The 21,365-nt window shown below is 59.6% G+C and carries 23 protein-coding genes; 15 read left to right on the top strand and 8 right to left on the bottom strand.

Annotated features, from left to right (window positions below):
• Positions 1 to 25: 25 nt before the first annotated feature.
• Positions 26 to 619 carry an undecaprenyl-diphosphate phosphatase gene (gene ybjG, locus LGM20_RS17170; RefSeq protein ID WP_023288976.1) on the bottom strand — a complete coding sequence of 198 codons (594 nt, stop codon included), beginning with the start codon at positions 617 to 619 and terminating at the stop codon, positions 26 to 28.
• A gap of 326 nt (positions 620 to 945) precedes the next feature.
• On the opposite strand from ybjG, the gene kdeA reads away from it, so the two are divergent.
• Complete coding sequence (gene kdeA, locus LGM20_RS17165) at positions 946 to 2,178, top strand: multidrug efflux MFS transporter KdeA (protein ID WP_004201293.1); 1,233 nt, start codon at positions 946 to 948, stop codon at positions 2,176 to 2,178.
• 38 nt (positions 2,179 to 2,216) lie between these two features.
• Here the strand turns inward: kdeA and LGM20_RS17160 are convergent, their stop codons facing one another.
• Positions 2,217 to 3,029: a Cof-type HAD-IIB family hydrolase gene (locus tag LGM20_RS17160; protein WP_023288977.1), complete on the bottom strand. Its 813-nt coding sequence runs from the start codon at positions 3,027 to 3,029 to the stop codon at positions 2,217 to 2,219.
• Positions 3,029 to 4,231 (bottom strand): MFS transporter, encoded by a 1,203-nt coding sequence (locus tag LGM20_RS17155; protein WP_044521889.1) that lies wholly within the window; start codon positions 4,229 to 4,231, stop codon positions 3,029 to 3,031. The genes LGM20_RS17160 and LGM20_RS17155 overlap by 1 nt, the downstream gene beginning before the upstream one ends.
• An 82-nt stretch (positions 4,232 to 4,313) precedes the next feature.
• Here LGM20_RS17155 and LGM20_RS17150 point away from each other — a divergent pair, with 82 nt between their 5' ends.
• Positions 4,314 to 4,877, top strand: coding sequence for a TetR/AcrR family transcriptional regulator (locus LGM20_RS17150; protein WP_044521890.1), 564 nt, complete (start codon positions 4,314 to 4,316; stop codon positions 4,875 to 4,877).
• 178 nt (positions 4,878 to 5,055) lie between these two features.
• Here the strand turns inward: LGM20_RS17150 and LGM20_RS17145 are convergent, their stop codons facing one another.
• A complete protein-coding gene (locus LGM20_RS17145) occupies positions 5,056 to 6,741 on the bottom strand; it encodes an aspartate:alanine antiporter (RefSeq protein WP_004179131.1) in 1,686 nt (561 codons plus the stop codon).
• Positions 6,742 to 7,008: 267 nt separating this feature from the next.
• Between LGM20_RS17145 and ybjM the strand changes: the two genes are divergently transcribed.
• Positions 7,009 to 7,392, top strand: a complete 384-nt coding sequence (gene ybjM, locus LGM20_RS17140) for an inner membrane protein YbjM (protein WP_002896351.1) — start codon at positions 7,009 to 7,011, stop codon at positions 7,390 to 7,392.
• 6 nt (positions 7,393 to 7,398) lie between these two features.
• Here the strand turns inward: ybjM and LGM20_RS17135 are convergent, their stop codons facing one another.
• Positions 7,399 to 7,662, bottom strand: a complete 264-nt coding sequence (locus LGM20_RS17135) for a GrxA family glutaredoxin (RefSeq protein WP_002896352.1) — start codon at positions 7,660 to 7,662, stop codon at positions 7,399 to 7,401.
• A gap of 202 nt (positions 7,663 to 7,864) precedes the next feature.
• On the opposite strand from LGM20_RS17135, the gene LGM20_RS17130 reads away from it, so the two are divergent.
• The 12 genes from LGM20_RS17130 (at position 7,865) to LGM20_RS17075 (ending at position 18,984) form a co-directional block, all read left to right on the top strand.
• Positions 7,865 to 8,152, top strand: coding sequence for a YbjC family protein (locus LGM20_RS17130; RefSeq protein WP_004201326.1), 288 nt, complete (start codon positions 7,865 to 7,867; stop codon positions 8,150 to 8,152).
• Complete coding sequence (gene nfsA / locus LGM20_RS17125) at positions 8,136 to 8,858, top strand: nitroreductase NfsA (protein WP_032455244.1); 723 nt, start codon at positions 8,136 to 8,138, stop codon at positions 8,856 to 8,858. Before LGM20_RS17130 ends, nfsA begins: the two co-directional genes overlap by 17 nt.
• A gap of 114 nt (positions 8,859 to 8,972) precedes the next feature.
• The gene (rimK, locus tag LGM20_RS17120) at positions 8,973 to 9,875 is read left to right on the top strand and encodes a 30S ribosomal protein S6--L-glutamate ligase (RefSeq protein ID WP_032455245.1); all 903 of its coding nucleotides are present in this window, start codon (positions 8,973 to 8,975) and stop codon (positions 9,873 to 9,875) included.
• A gap of 88 nt (positions 9,876 to 9,963) precedes the next feature.
• Entirely contained in the window at positions 9,964 to 10,443 is a 480-nt protein-coding gene (locus LGM20_RS17115) for a type III secretion system chaperone family protein (RefSeq protein ID WP_002896365.1), read from the top strand.
• 348 nt (positions 10,444 to 10,791) lie between these two features.
• A complete protein-coding gene (potF, locus tag LGM20_RS17110; RefSeq protein ID WP_023288982.1) occupies positions 10,792 to 11,904 on the top strand; it encodes a spermidine/putrescine ABC transporter substrate-binding protein PotF in 1,113 nt (370 codons plus the stop codon).
• 161 nt (positions 11,905 to 12,065) lie between these two features.
• Complete coding sequence (potG, locus tag LGM20_RS17105) at positions 12,066 to 13,199, top strand: putrescine ABC transporter ATP-binding subunit PotG (RefSeq protein WP_044521950.1); 1,134 nt, start codon at positions 12,066 to 12,068, stop codon at positions 13,197 to 13,199.
• A 10-nt stretch (positions 13,200 to 13,209) separates the two neighbouring features.
• On the top strand, positions 13,210 to 14,163 hold the full coding sequence (gene potH / locus LGM20_RS17100) for a putrescine ABC transporter permease PotH (RefSeq protein ID WP_004201331.1): 954 nt from the start codon (positions 13,210 to 13,212) through the stop codon (positions 14,161 to 14,163).
• The gene (potI, locus tag LGM20_RS17095) at positions 14,160 to 15,005 is read left to right on the top strand and encodes a putrescine ABC transporter permease PotI (protein ID WP_023288984.1); all 846 of its coding nucleotides are present in this window, start codon (positions 14,160 to 14,162) and stop codon (positions 15,003 to 15,005) included. The genes potH and potI overlap by 4 nt, the downstream gene beginning before the upstream one ends.
• Positions 15,006 to 15,062: 57 nt before the next feature.
• Positions 15,063 to 15,551 (top strand): YbjO family protein, encoded by a 489-nt coding sequence (locus tag LGM20_RS17090; protein ID WP_023288985.1) that lies wholly within the window; start codon positions 15,063 to 15,065, stop codon positions 15,549 to 15,551.
• A 41-nt stretch (positions 15,552 to 15,592) separates the two neighbouring features.
• Complete coding sequence (gene rlmC, locus LGM20_RS17085; protein ID WP_023288986.1) at positions 15,593 to 16,720, top strand: 23S rRNA (uracil(747)-C(5))-methyltransferase RlmC; 1,128 nt, start codon at positions 15,593 to 15,595, stop codon at positions 16,718 to 16,720.
• Between the two features lie 78 nt (positions 16,721 to 16,798).
• A complete protein-coding gene (locus tag LGM20_RS17080) occupies positions 16,799 to 17,515 on the top strand; it encodes a response regulator transcription factor (RefSeq protein WP_023288987.1) in 717 nt (238 codons plus the stop codon).
• The gene (locus LGM20_RS17075; RefSeq protein ID WP_044521891.1) at positions 17,512 to 18,984 is read left to right on the top strand and encodes a sensor histidine kinase; all 1,473 of its coding nucleotides are present in this window, start codon (positions 17,512 to 17,514) and stop codon (positions 18,982 to 18,984) included. Before LGM20_RS17080 ends, LGM20_RS17075 begins: the two co-directional genes overlap by 4 nt.
• A gap of 77 nt (positions 18,985 to 19,061) precedes the next feature.
• Here LGM20_RS17075 and artJ read toward each other — a convergent pair whose 3' ends face one another.
• From artJ to artQ, 3 genes are all read right to left on the bottom strand, one after another.
• A complete protein-coding gene (gene artJ, locus LGM20_RS17070; protein WP_004201336.1) occupies positions 19,062 to 19,793 on the bottom strand; it encodes an arginine ABC transporter substrate-binding protein ArtJ in 732 nt (243 codons plus the stop codon).
• A 183-nt stretch (positions 19,794 to 19,976) separates the two neighbouring features.
• Complete coding sequence (gene artM / locus LGM20_RS17065) at positions 19,977 to 20,645, bottom strand: arginine ABC transporter permease ArtM (RefSeq protein ID WP_004201338.1); 669 nt, start codon at positions 20,643 to 20,645, stop codon at positions 19,977 to 19,979.
• Entirely contained in the window at positions 20,645 to 21,361 is a 717-nt protein-coding gene (artQ, locus tag LGM20_RS17060) for an arginine ABC transporter permease ArtQ (protein ID WP_023288989.1), read from the bottom strand. Before artQ ends, artM begins: the two co-directional genes overlap by 1 nt.
• Positions 21,362 to 21,365 lie beyond the last annotated feature (4 nt).

Raw genomic sequence — 21,365 nt, 5'->3', positions numbered from 1 at the left:
CGGTGGCCGCCGCGACGGTCGGCGTTTAGCCGCGCACCCAGCCTTTGCGGATCGGCAGGGAGAAGCAGAGGCGATAGAGGCGCTGCAGCTGACGGTACAGCGCCGGGCCGACAGTATGCCAGATTAGCGCCGCGCCAAGGCAGCCGCACATCCCGGCCAGCAGGCCGCCAACCATGTCCAGCGGCCAGTGGACGCCGAGATAGACGCGGGACCAGGCGATGGCGGCGGCAAGGGCCATCAGCAGGGCGCCGGACCACAGGCGATGCCAGAACAGGAAGGCCAGGGCAAAGGTAAAGCTGACGGTGCCATGGTCGCTGGGGAAGGAGTCGTCCGCCGCATGGTGCAGGAAGTTATAGCCCACGCCGGCGACAAATGGCCGATCGTGCGGATAGAGGTGGCCGATCGCCCATGAGACGGTCAGGCTGATCGTCAGCGCCAGCATCAGCTTAAAAACCATCTGCCGCTGGGCAGGCCCCCACAGCCACAAGGTCACCACCAGCAGGGGCACGATCAGAATCAGATCTTTAGCGATGAAAATCGCCACCTCAATGGCCCACTGCGGCGAGGCCGGGGTCGCGTTGAGCAGGGCGAACAGCGCGTAGTTAATATTTTCCAGCATAGACTTCCAGGCTCGTTGGTCCGATAGCAAATAAGCCGCCTACCCTAAATAAAAGCGGTGCGGAGATAAAGCAGCATTGTCTTAAAGATCAGGTTGTTATGAAATGTCGCCTCCTGAGGCGCGGCGCTAACCCCCTGAAAAGCGTCAGTATATCCTTTGTCACATTGCTGAAACATAAACGGAATATATACGCCGAGTGAATTGCAAAGAAGAAGCCTGACGGTGGCGCGCAACTCGCAATATTGTGCGGTGTCACCCACAATTCACTATCTCCGCGCCGGGAGTTTCATTACACTTTGCGCGATTTTTGATAGATAAGAGATTTCATGCAAAATTATTCGCTTTCAGGCCGCCGCCTCGGAAGGCAGGCGCTGCTGTTCCCGCTATGTCTGGTGCTGTACGAGTTTTCCACCTATATCGGCAACGATATGATCCAGCCGGGTATGCTGGCCGTGGTTCAGGAATTCCAGGTGGGCAACGAGTGGGTACCCACCTCGATGACCGCCTATCTGGCCGGCGGCATGTTTTTACAGTGGCTGCTGGGGCCGCTGTCGGACCGTATTGGCCGCCGTCCGGTGATGTTGACCGGGGTGGTGTGGTTTATCGTCACCTGCCTGGCGACGCTGCTGGCGCAGACCATTGAGCAGTTCACCCTGCTGCGCTTCCTGCAGGGGATCAGCCTGTGCTTTATCGGCGCGGTCGGCTACGCGGCGATCCAGGAGTCCTTTGAGGAGGCGGTGTGTATTAAAATCACTGCCCTGATGGCCAACGTGGCGCTGATTGCTCCGCTGCTGGGGCCGCTGGTGGGCGCCGCCTGGGTGCATATCCTGCCGTGGGAGATGATGTTCGTGCTGTTCGCCGTGCTGGCGGCCATCTCGTTTGTCGGCCTGCAGCGGGCGATGCCGGAGACCGCGACGCGGCTGGGTGAAAAGCTGTCGGTCAAAGAGCTGGGCCGCGATTATCGCCTGGTGCTGAAAAACCTGCGCTTCGTCGCCGGCGCGCTGGCCACCGGCTTTGTCAGCCTGCCGCTGCTGGCGTGGATTGCCCAGTCGCCGGTCATTATTATCAGCGGCGAACAAGCCACCAGCTATGAGTATGGCATGCTGCAGGTGCCGATTTTCGGCGCGCTGATTGCCGGCAACCTGGTGCTGGCGCGCCTGACTTCGCGCCGTACCGTGCGCTCGCTGATTATCATGGGCGGCTGGCCGATCGTGTTTGGCCTGCTCCTCTCCGCGGCGGCGACGGTGGTCTCTTCCCACGCCTATCTGTGGATGACCGCCGGCCTGAGCTTCTACGCCTTCGGGATTGGCCTGGCGAACGCCGGCCTGGTGCGCTTAACCCTGTTCGCCAGCGAGATGAGCAAAGGCACGGTTTCGGCGGCGATGGGAATGCTGCAGATGCTGATCTTCACCGTCGGCATCGAGCTCAGCAAACATGCTTACGAGCTGGGCGGCAATGGGCTGTTCAGCCTGTTTAACCTGCTGGGCGGGGTGCTGTGGCTGGGGCTGATGATCTACTTCCTGAAAGATAAAAGCGTCGGCAATTCGCAGCAGGGGTAACCGGTTTTCAACCCGGATGCGCTTGCATCCGGGTCTTATCAGGCGAACGGCGCTTCGCGATCCAACACCTTATCGATAATCTGCAGAACCCCCTCTTCGTTGTTGTGCGGCGCATGATAGCGGGCGACGGCTTTGACGTCTTCCCGGGCGTTGGCCATGGCGAAGCCAAACCCGGCGTGCTGCAGCATTTCGATATCGTTGCCGCTGTCGCCGAACGCCACCACCTCATGATCCTCGATGCCCCAGCGCTGCTGCAAAATACGCAGGCCGTTGGCTTTGTGCACCCCCGGGATAATTAAGTCGATGCTGCCGTAGCCGGTGGCCACTGCGGTCACCATGTCCCCCAGCGCCGCGTGCAGCCTCGGCTGAATTTCCGGGATCAGGCGGTCCGGCACGTTGAGACCAAATTTGAGGATGGTGTCATCGAGATGGTTAAAATCATCCACCAGTTCAAGGCGGTGATAATACTTCGCCGCCACCGTCTTCAGCGCGTCGTTGTAGCGGTTGAGGGTGTAGGCGCTGCGCTTCCCGCAGGCGATGATTTCGATATTCGGCAGCGTCTGCAGATGATCGACCACGGCGTTGAAATGGTGAACCGGCAGCTGGCAGTTGAAGACATCTTCATTGCCGCTCACTACCCAGCCGCCGTTTTCCGCCACGAAGGCGATCTGGTGGGCGATCTCCGGAAAGAAGGAGATCAGCTGGTAGTACTGGTTGCCGCTGGCGACCACGAAGCGAATATTCTGTTCACGCATTCGCTGGTACTGGGCGAGGAAGCGCGGCCGGTTGTAAGTTTTGGCATCGCTTAAAAAGGTGCCGTCCATATCCACCGCAATCAGTTTGATGCTCATTAGCTGTTCTCCATAACGGGTTCAGACTGTGGCTTAGCCACCGCGCGGGCGACCAGCGCCGCCACCATCACCAGGCCCAGCACCACCAGCATCGCGCTGCGCAGGCCGAAGTGCTCGCCGAGGAAGCCCAACAGCGGCGGCCCGACGAGGAAAGCAAGATACCCGGTAATCGCCACCACGCTGACGCGCTTAGGGGCATCCGGACCGGTATCGCTGGCGGCGGAAATAGTCAGCGGGAAGCCGAGCGAGGCGCCGATGCCCCACAGCAGCACCGAGATGCCCGCCACCCAGGGGTTATCGACGAAGATAATCAGGCCGATACCCAGGGCGCCCATCACCGCGCTGCCGCGAACCACCGTCACCCGGCTGTAGCGATCGATAAACCAGCCGCCGGTAAAGCGGCCCAGCGTCATGCCGAGGGTGAAGCCGGCATAGATCAGCGAGCCGGAGGTGGGGCTAAAGCCGTGGCCGTCCACCATCAGCAGCGGCAGCCAGTCATTGGCCGAGCCTTCGGCAAAGGCCATCGCCAGGACGATGACCCCGATAAGCAGCAACTGCGCGTCGCGCCATACCGGCAGACCTTTCGCCTCGCCGTGGGCGGCTTCGGCGGCATTTTTACCGGTACCCTCCGGAATGGCGCGGATGGCAATGGCGATGGGCAGAATGGCCACCAGCGCGGCCGCCAGGATATGCGGAGCGGCGGGCAGGCCGAACCCGGTCACCGCCATGCCCACCCCGGCGCCGAACAGGGTGCCAAAGCTGTAGAAGCCGTGCATCATCGGCAGCACCGTTTTATTCATCTCCCGCTCAACCGCCGCGCCCTCGACGTTAATGGCGACCTCTGCCGAGCCAAAGCTGGCGCCAAAGATGGCCAGACCGAAGGCGAACAGCGGGGCGGAGGTGACCCACAGCGCCAGGCTGAGCACCAGCATGCCGAGTACGGCGAAGGACATGGTGGTGCGGATGACCTTGCGGGTGCCAAAGCGCTTCACCAGCCACGCCGAGCAGAGAATACCGCTCATCGATCCCACCGACAGGCCAAACAGCACGACGCCCATCTCTGCGGTAGAAAGCGCCAGCAGATCGCGGATCGCCGGCGTGCGGGTGGCCCAGGAGGCCATTAATAAGCCGGGGATGAAAAAGAACATAAACAGCGCCCACAGTCGAAGCTGGAGCGCTCTGCGCGAAGATTGCGTCGTCATCCGTAAACGCCTTAAAGGAGAAGAGTGAAGACAACAGTAGCAAGCATGTGTACATTTGTACATAAACCGGAAGAGGAAAATCATGGCCCGTAGACCGAACGATCCGCAGCGCCGCGAGCGCATCCTGCAGGCGACGCTGGACACCATCGCGGCGCACGGCGTCCATGCGGTGACGCACCGTAAAATCGCCACCTGCGCGAATGTGCCGCTGGGGTCGCTGACCTACTATTTCAGCGGCATCGAGGCGCTGATCGCGGAGGCGTTCAACCTGTTTACCGCCGAGATGTCGGCGCAGTATCAGCAAAGCTTCGCCGGAGTAACGAACCGGCAACAAGCCTGCGATGCCATCGCGGAGCTGATCTTCAGCGCCCAGGTGACCACGGCGCGCAATATGGAGCTGATGTACCAGCTGTACGCGTTCTGCAGCAGCCAGCCAGCGCTGAAGGCGGTGATGCAGAACTGGATGCGGCGCAGCCAGCAGACGCTGGAGCAGTGGTTTGCCCCCGACACCGCCCGCGGCCTTGACGCCTTTATTGAAGGGATGACCCTGCACTTTGTCACCGACCGCGCGCCGCTGTCGAAGGCGGCGATCCGCATGATGGTCGGGCAGCTGGCAGGGGAGAGGGCGCAGGAAGAGGGGCGCTGAGGCGGCGTTTCAGCCGGAATGGCTAAACGCAGGCAACAAAAAACCCATCAACCTTGAACCGAAGTGGCGGGGTTGATGGGCTCCACAAAATGGGGACATCAAAGAAAAGCAGTGGCATTACTTATGACTGATGCCCTGAGAAAAAGTTCTGCCTGTGGCGGCTTTTTTCGCAAAAAATTTATTGTAGCCCTGGCCAGATGATCACGATGAGCGTCCCGGCGAGGGTGAGCAGCACGTTGGCGATGGCGTAGGTGCCCGCATAGCCGAGCGCCGGGATGTTGCTGCGCGCGGTATCGCTGATGATCTCCATCGCCGGGGCGCAGGTGCGGGCCCCCATCATGGCGCCGAACAGCATCGCCCGGTTCATGCGCAGCACGTAGGCGCCGAACAGGAAGCAGATCACCACCGGCACCAGGCTGACGATAAGCCCGGCCGCCAGCATCTGGCCGCCGACGGCGCCCAGCCCGTTATTGATCCCGGCCCCGGCGCTGAGCCCGACCCCGGCCATAAACACCATCAGACCAAACTCTTTCACCATGTTCAGCGCCCCCTGCGGGATATAGCCAAAGGTTGGGTGGTTGGCGCGCAGGAAGCCAAGCATGATGCCGGCGAACAGCAGGCCGGCGGCGTTGCCGATGCCGAAGCTGAAGGAGCTGAACTGGAAGGTGATCATGCCGATCATCAGGCCGACGATAAAGAAGGCGCAGAAGGCGAGGAGATCGGTCACCTGGCTGTGAATGGAGATAAAGCCGATGCGGTCGGCTACGGTCTTCACGCGGCGGGCGTCGCCGCTGACCTGCAGCACGTCGCCTTTGTTCAGCACCACGTTGTCGTCGATAGGCATCTCGATCTGGCTGCGAATGACCCGGTTCAGGAAGCAGCCGTGATCGGTAAGCTTGAGCTGCGCCAGGCGGCGGCCGACGGCGTTGTGGTTTTTGACCACAATCTCTTCGGTGACGATGCGCATGTCGAGCAGGTCGCGGTCGAAAACCTCTTTACCGTTGCGGAAGCTCGGGTCGAGGCGGGCGTGCGCGTCCGGGTAGCCCACCAGCGCAATATCGTCGCCCATCTGCAGCACCGCGTCGCCGTCCGGGTTGGCCAGAATGCCGTTGCGGCGGATGCGTTCGATATAGCAGCCGGTCTGGCGATAAATGCCCAGCTCGCGCAGATTTTTGCCATCCGCCCATGCCACCAGCTCCGGGCCGACGCGATAGGCGCGGATCACTGGCAGGTAGACTTTACGTTTGGAATCGGTATCGAGGCCGCGCTCGCGGGCGATTTGCTGGGCGCTGGTCTGCAGATCCTGATGCTGCAGCTTGGGCATATAGCGGGCGCCGACGATCAGGCTCACCAGACCAACCAGGTAGGTCAGGGCATAGCCGAGGCTCAGGTGGTCAAGCGACTGCGCCAGCTGATCGCTGGGCAGGCCGAAATGGCGCAGGGTGTCCCCCGCGCCCACCAGCACCGGGGTGGAGGTCATCGCCCCCGCCAGCATACCGGCGGTGAGCCCGATATCCCAGCCGAACACTTTACCCAGCACCATGGCGATCAGCATCGCGCTGCCGACCATCACCAGGGCCAGCATCAGATAGTTTTTCCCGTCGCGGAAAAAAATCGAAAAAAAGTTAGGACCGGCTTCCACGCCGACGCAAAAAATAAACAACATAAAGCCGAGATTAAGGGCATCGGTGTTAATCGCGAAATGCTGCTGACCTAATAATAGAGAAACGACTAAAACGCCAATGGAATTACCAAGTTGTACTGAGCCGAGACGCAGTTTTCCCAGGCATAGTCCTAATGCAAGTACAACGAATAATAACAGGATGTAATTCCCGTTTAACAAATCTGCGACGTTTATATTCACGAAAGCCAACTTCTCGTTTACTAGTAAGTTGTTGAAGGAAATGGTTATTTGGTCTAAGGTTGCTCAGGCGTTCGCGTTGTCGCGAACCTATTCTGGCACCCTGTTATAACCAGCAAAAATATACCCGCTAGTTTAATCCTTCCTGGATGCGGCGGCTAGTGACAATCGTTTTTAGGCTGGTAGGGGAGTTATTGGCATGGATTGCCGAAATGCTTTATCTGACTGGGCGACGTGGACGTGAGTTAGAGGCAACATCAGGAGGATACGGTGAAATCTGAGCGTAGTTGGGCCGGCATTATCTGTGGCTTCGTTCTGTTCATTGTGGTGTGCTTATCGTTGTTGTTACATATGAAAGGGGCCTTTCGCGCCAGCGGCAACCCGGAGCTGGGCCTGCTCTTCTTTTTGCTGCCAGGGGCGGCGGCGAGCTGTCTCTCTCCCGGACGGCGGGTGCTGCGTCCTTTGCTCGGCGCAATACTGGCGGCGCCGGTCTGTATGGTGACGATGCGGCTCTTTTTCGTCACGCACCGGACGTTCTGGCAGGAGATGGCGTGGGTACTGAGCGCGGTGTTCTGGTGTGCGCTCGGGGCGTTGTGCTTTTTGTTTATCTGCGCCTGGCTTGATACCTGGCGCAGTCATTCATCGAGTAAATAAATTTACTCAGGCAAACAGGCCAAGGTTCTCTTTCGCCCAGGCTTCGAAATCGGTGCAACCGCCGATGTGTTTCTGGTCGACGAAAATCTGCGGTACGGTTTCAACCGGTTTGCCGACGGTTTTTTCCAGATCAGCTTTGCTGATGCCTTCGGCGTGAATATCCACGTAACGGTAGTTAAAGTCATCACGCTCGTTGGTCAGTTTTTCTGCCAGCTCTTTGGCGCGAACGCAGTAAGGGCAGCCTGGACGACCAAAAATAACGGTAAACATTGCTTCTCTCCTTAAACCTCAGCCGGATGGCGAATGGCGCTTATGATGCCTGCATTGGCCGGTGAGGGAAAGAAGGTTCTGCCTTTTGCTTCGATGGTTTACGGCTATGTTTGATAAATGTCGTACTATCAAAACCCGTATACTGACCCGGCGGCGCGGTGGCATTGGCTGGCGCGCCGCGTTTATCAACCGGAGAGGCGTGATGCGAAAATTTGCCCCGTTGCCAAAAAGCATACTGCTGGTTGAGATCCTCGGGATGGGGCTGTTAACCCTCGCCTGGCTCTCGCTTAACCAGTATGTCCAGCTGCCTGCGCCCATTGCCAGCCCGACCGCGGCGCTGGTGATGCTCTTTGCCGGGATCGTGCTGATGATCCCCGCCGCCATCGTCGTGATGTGGCGGATGGCGCAGATCGTGGCCCCGCAGTTAACCCACTCTCCTGAGCCTGAATCCTTGTCTGACAGAGAAAAACGAAATGACGCCGACCATTGAGCTGCTGCGCAGCCACCGTTCTATCCGCCACTTCACCGATGCGCCCGTGAGCGACGAACAGCGCGCGGCGATTATCGCCAGCGCGCAAGCGGCATCTACCTCGAGTTTTTTACAGTGCACCTCCATCATCCGTATTACCGACCCGGCCCTGCGTGAACGTCTGGTCCCGCTGACCGGCGGCCAGCAGCACGTCGCCCAGGCGGCGGAGTTTTGGGTCTTCTGCGCCGACTTTAACCGCCACCTGCAGATCTGCCCGCAGGCGGAGCTGGGGCTGGCGGAACAGCTGCTGATCGGCGTTGTCGATACGGCGCTGCTGGCGCAAAACGCGCTGACCGCCGCCGAGTCCCTCGGGCTGGGTGGCGTCTATATCGGCGGCTTGCGCAACAGCATCGAGGCGGTGACCGAGCTGCTGGAGCTGCCGCAGCACGTCCTGCCGCTGTTCGGTCTTTGCCTTGGCTGGCCGGCGGATAACCCGGACATCAAGCCGCGGATGCCGGCCGCCATGCTGGTGCATGAGAACCGCTATCAGCCGCTGGATAACGCGCTGCTGGCGGAGTATGACGAACAGCTGGCGCACTATTATCTGTCGCGCGGCAGCAACGCCCGCCGCGATACCTGGAGCGATCATATCCGTCGCACTATCGTGAAAGAGAGTCGTCCGTTTATTCTCGACTATCTGCATAAGCAGGGGTGGGCAACGCGCTGATTACGTGTACACTGCTGCTCCGGCCAGGCGGTATCCGACGCTGGCGGCAGGAAAGGTGGAAGTGTGTTCGATAGCTGAGGCCCGCCAGTGCGGGTCTTTTTGCAGAGGTGCAGGATGAAAATTGCCATATTATCCCGGGATGGAACGCTTTATTCATGTCGACGCCTGCGCGAAGCGGCGCAACAGCGCGGGCATCAGGTCGAGATCCTCGATCCGCTTTCCTGTTATATGAACGTCAGCCCGGTGGCCTCTTCGATCCACTATAAAGGGCGCCAGCTGCCGCACTTTGATGCGGTGATCCCGCGCATTGGCTCGGCGATTACCTACTATGGCACCGCGGCCCTGCGTCAGTTTGAGCTCCTGGGAAGCTATCCGCTGAACGAATCGGTCGCCATCACCCGCGCTCGCGATAAGCTGCGCTCGCTGCAGCTGCTGGCGCGCCAGGGCATCGATCTGCCGCTGACCGGCATCGCTCATTCCCCCGATGACACCAGCGATCTGATCGCCATGGTCGGCGGCGCGCCGCTGGTGGTGAAGCTGGTGGAGGGCACCCAGGGGATCGGCGTGGTGCTGGCGGAGACCCGCCAGGCGGCGGAGAGCGTGATCGACGCCTTTCGCGGGCTGAACGCCCACATCCTGGTGCAGGAGTACATTGCCGAGGCGAAAGGCTGCGATATTCGCTGCCTGGTGGTCGGCAATGAGGTGGTGGCGGCGATCGAACGGCGGGCGAAAGAGGGCGATTTTCGCTCTAACCTGCACCGTGGCGGCATGGCTACGGTGGCGCAGATTAGCGATGAGGAGCGCGCCATTGCCATCAAGGCGACGCAAACCCTGGGCCTGGACGTCGCCGGTGTCGATATTTTACGCGCCAGCCGCGGGCCGCTGGTGATGGAGGTGAATGCCTCGCCCGGACTGGAAGGCGTGGAAACCACCTCCGGCGTGGACATCGCCAGCAGGATGATCGCCTGGATCGAGCGCCAGGCGACACCGGAATTCTGTTTGAAAATAGGCGGCTAACCGCCGGATGCAAGACTGTCATGGTATGCGGCGCTTTTTTTGCGTAAGCTATGGCGTCGTTTTTCCACTGTAAGAGGTCACAGGCACTATGGATTCACTGGTCGTTCCAGGTCTGGATACGCTACGTCGCTGGCTGGATGAGATCGGCATCAGCTTTTTTGAGTGCGATTCCTGTCAGGCATTGCACCTGCCGCATATGCAGAATTTCGACGGTATTTTTGATGCCAAAATTGACCTGGTGGATAACGTGGTGCTCTTTTCCGCCCTGGCGGAGGTGAAGCCGTCTGCTTTACTGGCGCTGTCGGCGGATCTCTCGGCCATCAACGCCAGTTCGTTAACCGTGAAGGCGTTTATCGACATTCAGGACGATAATTTGCCCAAGCTGGTGGTCTGCCAGTCGCTGTCTATCGGCCCCGGGGTGACGATGGAGCAGTTCGCCTGGTTCTTCCGCCAAAGCGAGGAGCAGATCTCGATGGTGATCCTCGAAGCCGGCGCCAATCAGCTGCTGTACAAAGGCGAAGAAGAAGAGCCGGCCGCAGAAAACGTGCAATACCATTTTCTTCACTAAACCTGCCTAAAATTAGCGCAGCCACTACCGCAGCGGCTGCGTATTACCCGCTTTTATTCTGCATTTAACCTTTCTTTAAAGCATTATTCACCGCCATTCAGGCCGTTTTGGCTTATCACGTAGACCGTTATTGCATAAAAATTTGATAAAAGGCGTTTTTTTACCTGGGCTATAGCCTCTTATTCTGGCTACAGTTATTCTGGCGATGCTTCCAGTTGCGAGCAACCACTCCGGGAGAGATCCGCTCTCCTTTTCTCAGGCAATGAAAAAATATGCATGATTTTTGCATGCGTAGAAATGCGTATATTTGAGCCCGTAAGTTAACGGGCGTTGAGAAGGAAAAGAGATATGACCGCCTTTGGTAAAAAATGGTTAACAGGTCTGGTTACGGGTGCGCTGATGGCCGTCTCTGCCGGTTCGCTCGCCGCCGAACAAAAAACCCTGCATGTCTATAACTGGTCTGATTATATTGCGCCGGACACCGTGGCCAATTTCGAAAAAGAGACCGGGATTAAAGTCGTGTATGACGTTTTTGATTCCAATGAAGTGCTGGAAGGTAAATTAATGGCCGGCAGCACCGGTTTCGATCTGGTGGTGCCATCGGCCAGCTTCCTTGAGCGCCAGCTGGCGGCGGGCGTGTTCCAGCCGCTGGATAAGAGCAAGCTGCCGAACTGGAAGAATCTCGACCCCGAAGTGCTGAAGCTGGTCGCCAAGCATGACCCGGAGAATAAATACGCCATGCCTTACCTGTGGGCGACGACGGGCATTGGCTACAACGTTGATAAAGTGAAAGCCGTCCTCGGCAAAGATGCGCCGGTGGACAGCTGGGATCTGGTGCTGAAGCCGGAGAACCTAGAAAAACTGAAAAGCTGCGGCGTCTCCTTCCTCGACGCGCCGGAAGAGATTTTCGCCACCGTGCTGAACTACCTTGGCAAGGATCCGAACAGCAGCAAAGCGAATGATTACACCGGTCCGGCCACCGATCTGCTGCTGAAGCTGCGGCCGAACATTCGCTACTTCCACTCTTCGCAATATATTAACGACCTCGCCAATGGCGACATCTGCGTGGCGATCGGCTGGGCAGGGGACGTCTGGCAGGCGGCGAACCGCGCGAAAGAGGCGAAGAACGGCGTCAACGTCTCCTACTTTATTCCGAAGGAAGGCGCCCTGGCGTTCTTTGACGTCTTTGCGATGCCGGCCGACGCTAAGAATAAAGATGAGGCCTATCAGTTCCTTAACTATCTGATGCGCCCGGATGTGATCGCCAAAATCAGCGACCAGGTGTTCTACGCCAACGGCAACAAGGCCTCCACGCCGCTGGTCAGCGAGACTATCCGTAACAACCCGGCGATTTATCCGCCAGCGGATGTGTTCGCCAAACTGTTCACGCTGAAGGTGCAGGATCCGAAGATCGACCGCGTGCGCACCCGCGCGTGGACCAAAGTGAAGAGCGGTAAATAAACTCTGACGGCCCGGTAAGCGGGCCGTATCAGAACGGCACTCGCCGGGAAATGGCAGCGCGCCCGGCGAGCAGAAGCACCAGGATGGTGCACCTGCACTGTTAAGCACGAAGTATGGCACCGGACCATATGGTGATCGTTTTTTTGCCGGAGAGCACCCGATTGAACGACGTAATGCCCCGCCCACAGGCGAAAGCCCCCAAAGCGCTGACCCCGCTGCTGGAAATCCGTAACTTAACCAAGTCGTTTGATGGCCAGCACGCTGTCGACGATGTCAGTCTCACTATTTATAAAGGCGAAATTTTTGCTCTGCTGGGCGCATCAGGCTGCGGGAAATCGACCCTGCTGCGCATGCTGGCGGGCTTTGAGCAACCGACCGCCGGACAGATTATGCTCGACGGCGTGGATCTGGCGCGCGTACCGCCCTATCAGCGGCCTATCAATATGATGTTCCAGTCCTACGCCCTGTTTCCCCATATGACCGTTGAGCAGAATATCGCTTTCGGTCTGAAGCAGGATCGTCTGCCTAAGGCGGAAATCACCGCCCGGGTGCAGGAGATGCTGGCTCTGGTGCACATGCAGGAGTTCGCTAAACGTAAGCCGCACCAGCTCTCTGGCGGTCAGCGCCAGCGCGTCGCGTTGGCGCGCAGCCTGGCGAAACGACCAAAGCTGCTGCTGCTCGACGAGCCGATGGGGGCGCTGGATAAAAAGCTGCGCGATCGCATGCAGCTGGAAGTAGTGGATATTCTTGAGCGCGTTGGCGTGACCTGCGTGATGGTGACTCACGATCAGGAAGAGGCCATGACCATGGCGGGCCGTATCGCCATCATGAACCGCGGCAAGTTTGTGCAGATTGGCGAACCGGAAGAGATTTACGAGCACCCGACCACCCGCTACAGCGCCGAGTTCATCGGCTCGGTGAACGTCTTTGAAGGGCTGGTGAAAGAGCGTCTGGAAGATGGCCTGGTGCTGCGCTCGCCGGGACTGGTGCATCCGCTGAAGGTCGACCCCGACGCCTCGGTGGTGGACAACGTGCCGGTGTGGGTGGCGCTGCGTCCGGAGAAGATCATGCTGTGCGATGAGCCGCCGGCGGATGGCTACAATTTTGCCGTCGGCGAGGTGATTCATATCGCCTATCTGGGGGATCTCTCCATCTACCATGTGCGCCTGCAAAGCGGGCAGATGATCAGCGCCCAGCTGCAGAATGAGCACCGCCATCGGAAAGGAACGCCCACCTGGGGTGACGAGGTGCGTTTATGCTGGGATGCGGACAGCTGCGTTGTACTGACGGTGTAAGGAGAGGGCGATGAGTACCGTTGAATCCCCGTCAGGGGCGAAAAAACCGGGCGGCTTCGCGCTGTGGGCGGCGCGCCTGCAGATGGCGCATGGCCGCAAGCTGGTGATCGCGCTGCCCTATCTGTGGCTGATCCTGTTGTTTATGCTGCCGTTCCTGATCGTGTTCAAGATAAGTCTTGCCGAGATGGCGCGGGCGATCCCTCCCTACACCGATCTGATGGAGTGGGCGGATGGTCAGCTGACGCTGACCCTTAACTTTGCCAACTTCCTGCAGCTGACCGACGATCCGCTCTATTTTGAGGCTTATCTGCAGTCGCTGCAGGTGGCGGGCATCTCGACGCTCTGCTGCCTGCTGCTGGGCTATCCGCTGGCCTGGGCGGTGGCGCACAGCAAGCCGTCGACGCGCAATATTCTGCTGTTGCTGGTGATCCTCCCGTCGTGGACGTCGTTTTTGATCCGCGTCTATGCCTGGATGGGACTGCTGAAAAGCAACGGGGTGTTGAATAACTTCCTGCTGTGGCTAGGGGTTATCGATCAGCCGCTGGAGATCCTGCACACCAACCTGGCGGTATATATCGGTATCGTCTATGCCTATCTGCCGTTTATGGTGCTGCCTATCTACACCGCGCTGACCCGCATCGACTATTCGCTGGTGGAGGCCTCGCTGGATCTCGGCGCCCGGCCGCTGAAGACCTTCTTTCAGGTGATCGTTCCGCTCACCAAAGGAGGGATTATCGCTGGCTCCATGCTGGTGTTTATCCCGGCGGTGGGGGAGTTCGTGATCCCGGAGCTGCTGGGCGGGCCGGACAGCATTATGATTGGCCGCGTGCTGTGGCAGGAGTTCTTTAACAACCGTGACTGGCCGGTGGCTTCGGCGGTGGCGATTGTCATGCTGCTGCTGCTGATCGTGCCGATCATGTGGTTCCATAAGCACCAGCAAAAACAGATGGGAGAGCAGGGATGAACGACTTGCCGGTAGTACGCTCGCCGTGGCGCATTCTGATCCTCGTGCTCGGGTTCACCTTCCTCTATGCCCCGATGCTGATGCTGGTGATCTACTCCTTCAATAGCTCAAAGCTGGTGACGGTCTGGGCCGGGTGGTCAACGCGCTGGTATAGCGAGCTGTTCCACGATGACGCGATGATGAGCGCGGTGGGGCTCAGCCTGACTATCGCCGCCTGCGCGGCGACGGCGGCGGCGATCCTTGGCACCATCGCCGCGGTGGTGATGGTGCGCTTTGGACGTTTTCGCGGCTCCAACGGCTTCGCGTTTATGATCACCGCGCCGCTGGTCATGCCGGACGTGATCACCGGGCTCTCGCTGCTGCTGCTGTTCGTGGCGCTGGGACATGCCATCGGCTGGCCGTCGGATCGCGGGATGCTGACCATCTGGCTGGCGCACGTCACCTTCTGTACCGCCTACGTGGCGGTGGTGATCTCCTCGCGCCTGCGTGAGCTGGACCACTCGATCGAAGAGGCGGCGATGGATCTGGGCGCCGCGCCGCTGAAGGTCTTCTTCGTCATCACGCTGCCGATGATTATGCCAGCGGTGATCTCCGGCTGGCTGCTGGCCTTCACGCTGTCGCTGGATGACCTGGTGATCGCCAGCTTTGTCTCCGGTCCCGGGGCCACGACCTTGCCGATGCTGGTCTTCTCCAGCGTGCGCATGGGGGTCAACCCGGAGATTAACGCCCTGGCGACGCTCATCCTCGGCGTGGTCGGCGTTGTTGGTTTTATCGCCTGGTATTTGATGGCCCGCGCAGAAAAGCAGCGAGTGCGCGATATCCAGCGTGCAAGACAAGGCTGAACCACCTAAAATCGGTACAGCAGCCTCCGGTCGGCGCCACTCTGTGGCGCCGTTTTCATGGAAGACATTACGTTGGGATTGTTTACGAAAACTCGCTCATCGCATGCCCGCCTTAACGTCCCTGCGCTGGTGCAGGTGGCGGCCTTTGCGATTATTTTGATTCGCGGTCTGGATCTGCTGATGATCCTCAATTTGTTGGGCCTGCAGGGGCTGAACGAATTCATACACCGTAGCGTCCAGACCTGGAACCTGACGCTGGTCTTCCTCGGCAGCCTGGCGCTGGTGTTTATCGAAATCTGGTGCGCCTTCTCGCTGGTGAAAGGGCGCAACTGGGCGCGCTGGGTCTATCTGCTGACGCAGATGATAGCCGCCGGCTACCTGTGGGCGGCGTCGCTGGGCTACGGGTATCCGGAGCTGTTCAGTATTCCCGGCGAATCCAAACGGGAGATCTTCCACTCGCTGGTGATGCAAAAACTGCCGGATCTACTGGTCCTGACGCTGCTGTTTGTGCCAGCGACCTGCCGTCGGTTTTTCCGCCTGCAATAACGGTGATACAATCCCCGCCCCTGGAATTTTGAAGGTCAATTATGCATTGCGCACTCTACGACGCCGGCCGCTGCCGTTCCTGTCAATGGCTGGAACGGTCGGTTCCGCAACAGCTCGCCGATAAAATGGCCGACCTGCGCACGCTGCTGGCGGCAATCCCCGTCGCCGACTGGGGCGAGCCGGTCAGCGGGCCGGAGGCGGCTTTCCGTAACAAGGCCAAAATGGTGGTCAGCGGCAGCGTTGAGCGTCCGCTGCTGGGGATGCTGCACCGCGATGGCACCCCGGTGGACCTCACCGACTGCCCGCTCTATCCCGCCGAGTTTGCGCCGGTGTTTGCCGGCCTGAAGCCCTTTATCGCCCGCGCCGGGTTAACTCCCTACAACGTCGCGCGCAAGCGCGGGGAGCTGAAATATCTGCTGCTGACCGCCAGCCAGCAGGGGGAGATGATGCTGCGCTTCGTGCTGCGCTCAGAGGCCAAGGTGGCCCAGCTGCGCGCCGCGCTGCCCTGGCTGCAGGCACAGTTCCCGCAGCTCAAGGTGATCACGGCGAATATCCAGCCGGTGCATATGGCAATCATGGAAGGCGAGCAGGAGATCTTCTTCACCGAACAGCAGGCGCTGGGCGAGGTCTTTAATGAGGTGCCGCTGTGGATCCGTCCGCAAAGCTTCTTTCAGACTAACCCGACGGTAGCCAGCCGGCTGTACGCCACCGCCCGCGACTGGGTGCGCGCGCTGCCGGTCCAGCATATGTGGGATCTGTTTTGCGGCGTCGGCGGTTTTGGCCTGCACTGCGCGACGCCGGCGATGCGCCTGACCGGGATAGAGATAGCCCCGGAAGCGATCGCCTGCGCCAGGCAGTCTGCCGCGCAGCTGGGGCTCGGCAATCTGCATTTTCAGGCGCTGGACTCCACGCGGTTCGCCACGCATGAAGCGGATATCCCGCAGCTGGTGCTGGTCAACCCGCCGCGACGCGGCATTGGCGCTGAACTGTGCGACTATTTAAGCCGCATGGCGCCGCCCTACATTATCTATTCCAGCTGTAACGCCCGCACCATGGCGACCGACATTGCCCGTCTTAGCGGCTATCGCGTCGAGCGGGTCCAGCTGTTTGATATGTTCCCTCATACCGCCCACTACGAAGTGCTGACCCTGCTGGTCCGCGAAGTTTAAACAAAATGTGAAGGCTTTGCGCCGCCGAAATCGGGTAAGCTTGACGCAGCATGTTTTGTTATTGGTGGGGGGAATCTAATGGCCAAAACCATTCTGCTGGTGGAAGATGATGAGGATATAGCCACGCTGCTGCGGCTCAATCTGCAGGATGAGGGCTATCAGATTGTGCATGAGGCCGATGGCGGCCAGGCCCTCGCCCGACTGGAAACGCGGGTCTGGGATGCGGTGATCCTCGATTTGATGCTGCCCGGTGTCGACGGCCTGGAGATCTGCCGGCGCATCCGCCAGATGACCCGCTATCTGCCGGTGATCATCATCAGCGCTCGCACCAGCGAAATGCACCGTGTGCTGGGCCTGGAGATGGGCGCCGACGACTATCTGGCGAAACCCTTTTCGTTACTGGAGCTTATCGCCCGCGTTAAAGCGCTGTTTCGTCGCCAGGAGGCGATGGGGCAGAACCTGCTGATGGACGCCGGGCGCCTGTCCTGCCATGGTCTGAGCATCGATCCGCTGTCCCGCGAAGTGAGGCTGCGCGGCGAGATGGTGGACCTCACGCCGCGCGAATTCGAGCTTCTGTATTACTTTGCCCGCCATCCCGGGGAGGTGTTTTCCCGGCTGGCGCTGCTGGAGCAGGTCTGGGGATATCAGCATGAGGGCTATGAGCACACGGTCAATACCCATATCAACCGCCTGCGCAGTAAAATCGAACGTGACCCGGCCGAGCCGGACATCATTCTGACCGTCTGGGGAAAAGGCTATAAGTTCGCCCCGGTGACCCAGGAGGCCGCCCCGTGATCCGCCGCCTGAGCCTCAGCCAGCGGCTGGCGCTGGTGGTGGTCTCCCTGCTGATGCTGTGCGCGGCGGCGGTGTGCGCCGTTCAGTTACACAGCAGCGCGCAGTATGGCAACGCCATGGTGCAGCGCCTCTCCGCCGGGCTGGCTCAGCAAATTGTGGCCCGCGAACCGCTGCTGGACGCCCACGGCGAGGTCAACCGGCAAACCCTGAAGTCGCTGTTTGACCGCCTGATGACCTTTAATCCCAGCGTGGAGCTCTATCTGCTGTCGCCGGATGGCGACCTGCTGGCCGATGCGGCGCCGCCGGGCCATATCCAGCGCCAGCGGATCGACATGGCGCCGGTACAGGTTTTTCTCACCGGCAGTTCGTCGCCGGTGTATGGCGACGATCCCCGCAGCCTTGACGGGCGAAAAGTCTTCAGCGCCGCCCCGCTGCGCGTCGACGGCCAGCTGCGCGGCTACCTGTATATCATTTTGCAGGGGGAGACCTTTAATCAGCTGGCGGCCGACGCCTGGCAAAAAACGCTGTGGAGCATTGTTCTGTGGACCCTGCTGCTGGTGGCCCTGTTTGGTCTGCTGGCGGGAGGCCTGGCATGGTTCTGGGTTACCCGGCCTGTCCGCCAGCTCACCGCCCAGGTGGCGGCGAACGATCGGGACAGCATCAGCGCCATCAAAACCCTGGCGGCCCGCACGCCGGAGCCACAGCCCGGTAATGAGGTAGCGGTTCTTGAGAACCGCTTTATTGACCTTGCCCGGCAGATAGCCGGTCAGTGGGATCGACTGGCAGACAGCGACCGCCAGCGCCGCGAATTTGTGGCCAATATTTCCCACGATTTGCGCACGCCGCTGACTTCGCTGCTGGGGTATCTGGAAACGCTGACCCTGAAGGACGAAAGGCTGACCGCCGAGGAGCGCAGGCAGTATCTCACCATCGCCCTGCGCCAGGGCAACAAGGTGCGCCATCTTTCACAGCAGCTGTTTGAGCTGGCGCGACTGGAGCACGGGAGCATTAAGCCGCAGCGCGAGCGTTTCGCGATGGCGGAGCTGATTTCCGACGTGGCGCAGAAGTTTGAACTCACCGCCCGCACGCGCGAGGTGAACCTGCAAATTGATGTGCCGGGGCCGTTGCCGCTGATCAACGCCGATGTGTCGATGATTGAGAGGGTGGTGACCAACCTGCTCGATAACGCGATGCGGCATACTCCCGTCGGCGGGGAGATCCGTCTGGCGGTCTGGCAGGAGAATCAACAGCTCCAGGTTGAAGTGGCAGACAACGGAACGGGCGTCGATGCCGCGCTGCGTGATGATCTGTTCCAGCGGCCGTCGGCGTTGTCTACCCAGGCGTCGCGGGAGGATCGCGGTGGGTTAGGGCTGCTGATTGTGAAACGGATGCTGGAGCTGCACGGGGGCGGGATCCGGCTGGTGGAGTCGGTAAGCGGGGCGCGGTTCAGGTTCTTCGTGCCACTTTGAGAAATTGCCGGGTGGCGGCTACGCCTTACCCGGCTACGGGGACGGCCGGGTAAGCGCAGCGCCACCCGGCAAAAAAGTTACTCCGGGAACCACTGGTTGCTGATTTTCTGGTAGGTACCGTCGGCTTTAATCGCCTTCAGCGCGGCGTTCAGTTTCTCCAGCAGCGCCTTGTTATCCGGGCGCACGGCAATCCCAAGGCCGGTGCCGAAGTATTGCGGATCGGTTACTTTCGGCGTGGCTGCCCCCAGCTGTGGGTTGGTTTTCAGCCACTCGTTGACCACCGCCGTGTCGCCGAACACGCCGTCGATACGGCCATTTTTCAGGTCGATAATCGCGTTCTGGTAGCTGTCATAGGCGACGGTCTTCACCTCAGGATGTTTATCCTGCAGATATTTCTGGTGGGTGGTGCCGTTTTCCATGCCGATCCGTTTGCCTTTCAAATCATCGAACGAGTGGAACGCGTCTTTTTTGGCGATCACCAGCGCGGAGTTGGCGTAGTACGGGTCGGTGAAGGCCACCTGCTTGCTGCGTTCCGGCGTAATATCCATTCCGGAAATCACCGCGTCATACTTCTTAAACTTCAGCGCCGGGATCAGGCTGTCAAACGCGTGGTTGGTAAAGGTGCATTCTGCCTGCATTTGTTTGCACAGCGCATGGGCCAGATCGATATCAAAGCCGACAATCTGGTTATTCGCGTCCATCGATTCAAACGGCGGATAGGTCGCGGACACGCCGAAGCTGATTTTCTCCGCGGCGGCGGCGCCGAAGGTGAACGTGGTGAGCAGTGCAGCCAGAACTAACTTTTTCATCGTGGAACTCCCGTCTGTCAATCTTATGATTATTCGCCGTGTCTGCGGCATAGGGTGACAATGCCATTAAATGAATTTGTATTCAATAAAAATGATTAACTATTTTATTTGATATAAAAAAAGACGGACAGGTATTAGACTTGTCCGTCTTGTTGTTCGCTTATTATGCAAATACGCCAGGCGCTAGTTACGCCGTTCGAAAGCTAGCGCTTTGCGCTCCACCAGGCGCATCAACAGGGTCAGCAACCCGTTGACGATGAGATAAATAATCCCGGCGGCGCCGAACACCATCACGTCGTAGGTCCGTCCGTACAGCAGCTGGCCGTGACCCATCACTTCCATCAGGGTGATGGTGTAGGCCAGAGAGGTACTTTTGAACACCAGCACCACTTCGTTGGAGTAGGACGACAGCGCGCGTTTAAAGGCGTACGGCAGCAGGATCGCCAGGGTATCCTTTTTACTCATCCCCAGCGCGCTGCACGACTGCCATTGCCCGTCGGGGATCGCCCGGATGGCGCCGTAAAACAGCTGGGTGGTATAGGCGGCGCTGTTAAGCGACAGGGCGATCAGGGCGCACAGCCACGGCTCGGAGATAAGATGCCACAGCCATGGATATTCCTGCAGCGAAGGAAACTGCCCGGGGCCATAGTAGATCAGGAAGATCTGCACCAGCAGCGGCGTACCGGTAAACAGGGTGATGTAGCCGCGCACTATCCACACCAGCCCCGGCGTCTTCAGCGTCAGGATAATGGTAAAGATCAGCGACAGGATCAGCGCCACGATAATCGACGCCACGGTCAGCGTCAGGCTGGTATGCAGGCCTTTCAGCAGTTCGGGTAAGTAGTCGAGCATCAGCCTGGTCTCCGTTCGAAGCGCGTCGCACGCTGGTCAATCCGCTTAAGAATGTATTGACTCAACAGGGTGATGACGAGATAGATTGCTGCGGCAATGATATACCAGTTAAAGGGCTCCTGAGTGCGGGTGGCGATGCTTTTGGTCTGCAGCATCAGATCGTTGACGCTGATCAGGCTCACCAGCGCGGTGTCCTTCAGCAGCACCAGCCACTGGTTGCCGAGACCGGGCAGGGCATGCCGCCACATCTGCGGCATCACCAGGCGGAAGAAAATGGCCGCTTTCGACAGCCCCAGCGCCTGGCCGGACTCCCACTGACCCTGCGGAACGGCTTTCAGCGCGCCGCGCAGCGTTTGCGAGGCGTAGGCGGCATACAGCAGCGACAGGGCGATCGCCCCGCAGAGGAACGGACTGACGTCAAAGTTCTCAATCTGCATCTGCACCGGGATCTGCGTGAACCCGAGCGGGATGGTGAAACCGTCAGAGAGCGTCAGCAGCAGCTGGGACGAGCCGAAATAGATAAACAGCACCACCAGAATTTCCGGTAGGCCGCGCAGAATGGTCACAATGCCGGTTGCAAGCCAGGCTACCGGGCGCCATTTCACTGACTCCAGTACCGCGAAGAGCATCGCCAGGACGAGGCCGATGGCGAGCGCGCAAACGGCAAGGCCGACGGTCATCCCGGCGGCGCTTGCTAATGGAAAAATTTCGTTCATTCAG

Source organism: Klebsiella quasipneumoniae subsp. quasipneumoniae (assembly GCF_020525925.1).
In the GTDB taxonomy this organism is placed as follows: Bacteria; Pseudomonadota; Gammaproteobacteria; order Enterobacterales; family Enterobacteriaceae; genus Klebsiella; species Klebsiella quasipneumoniae.
This window is presented reverse-complemented; position numbering and strand designations above follow the sequence as displayed.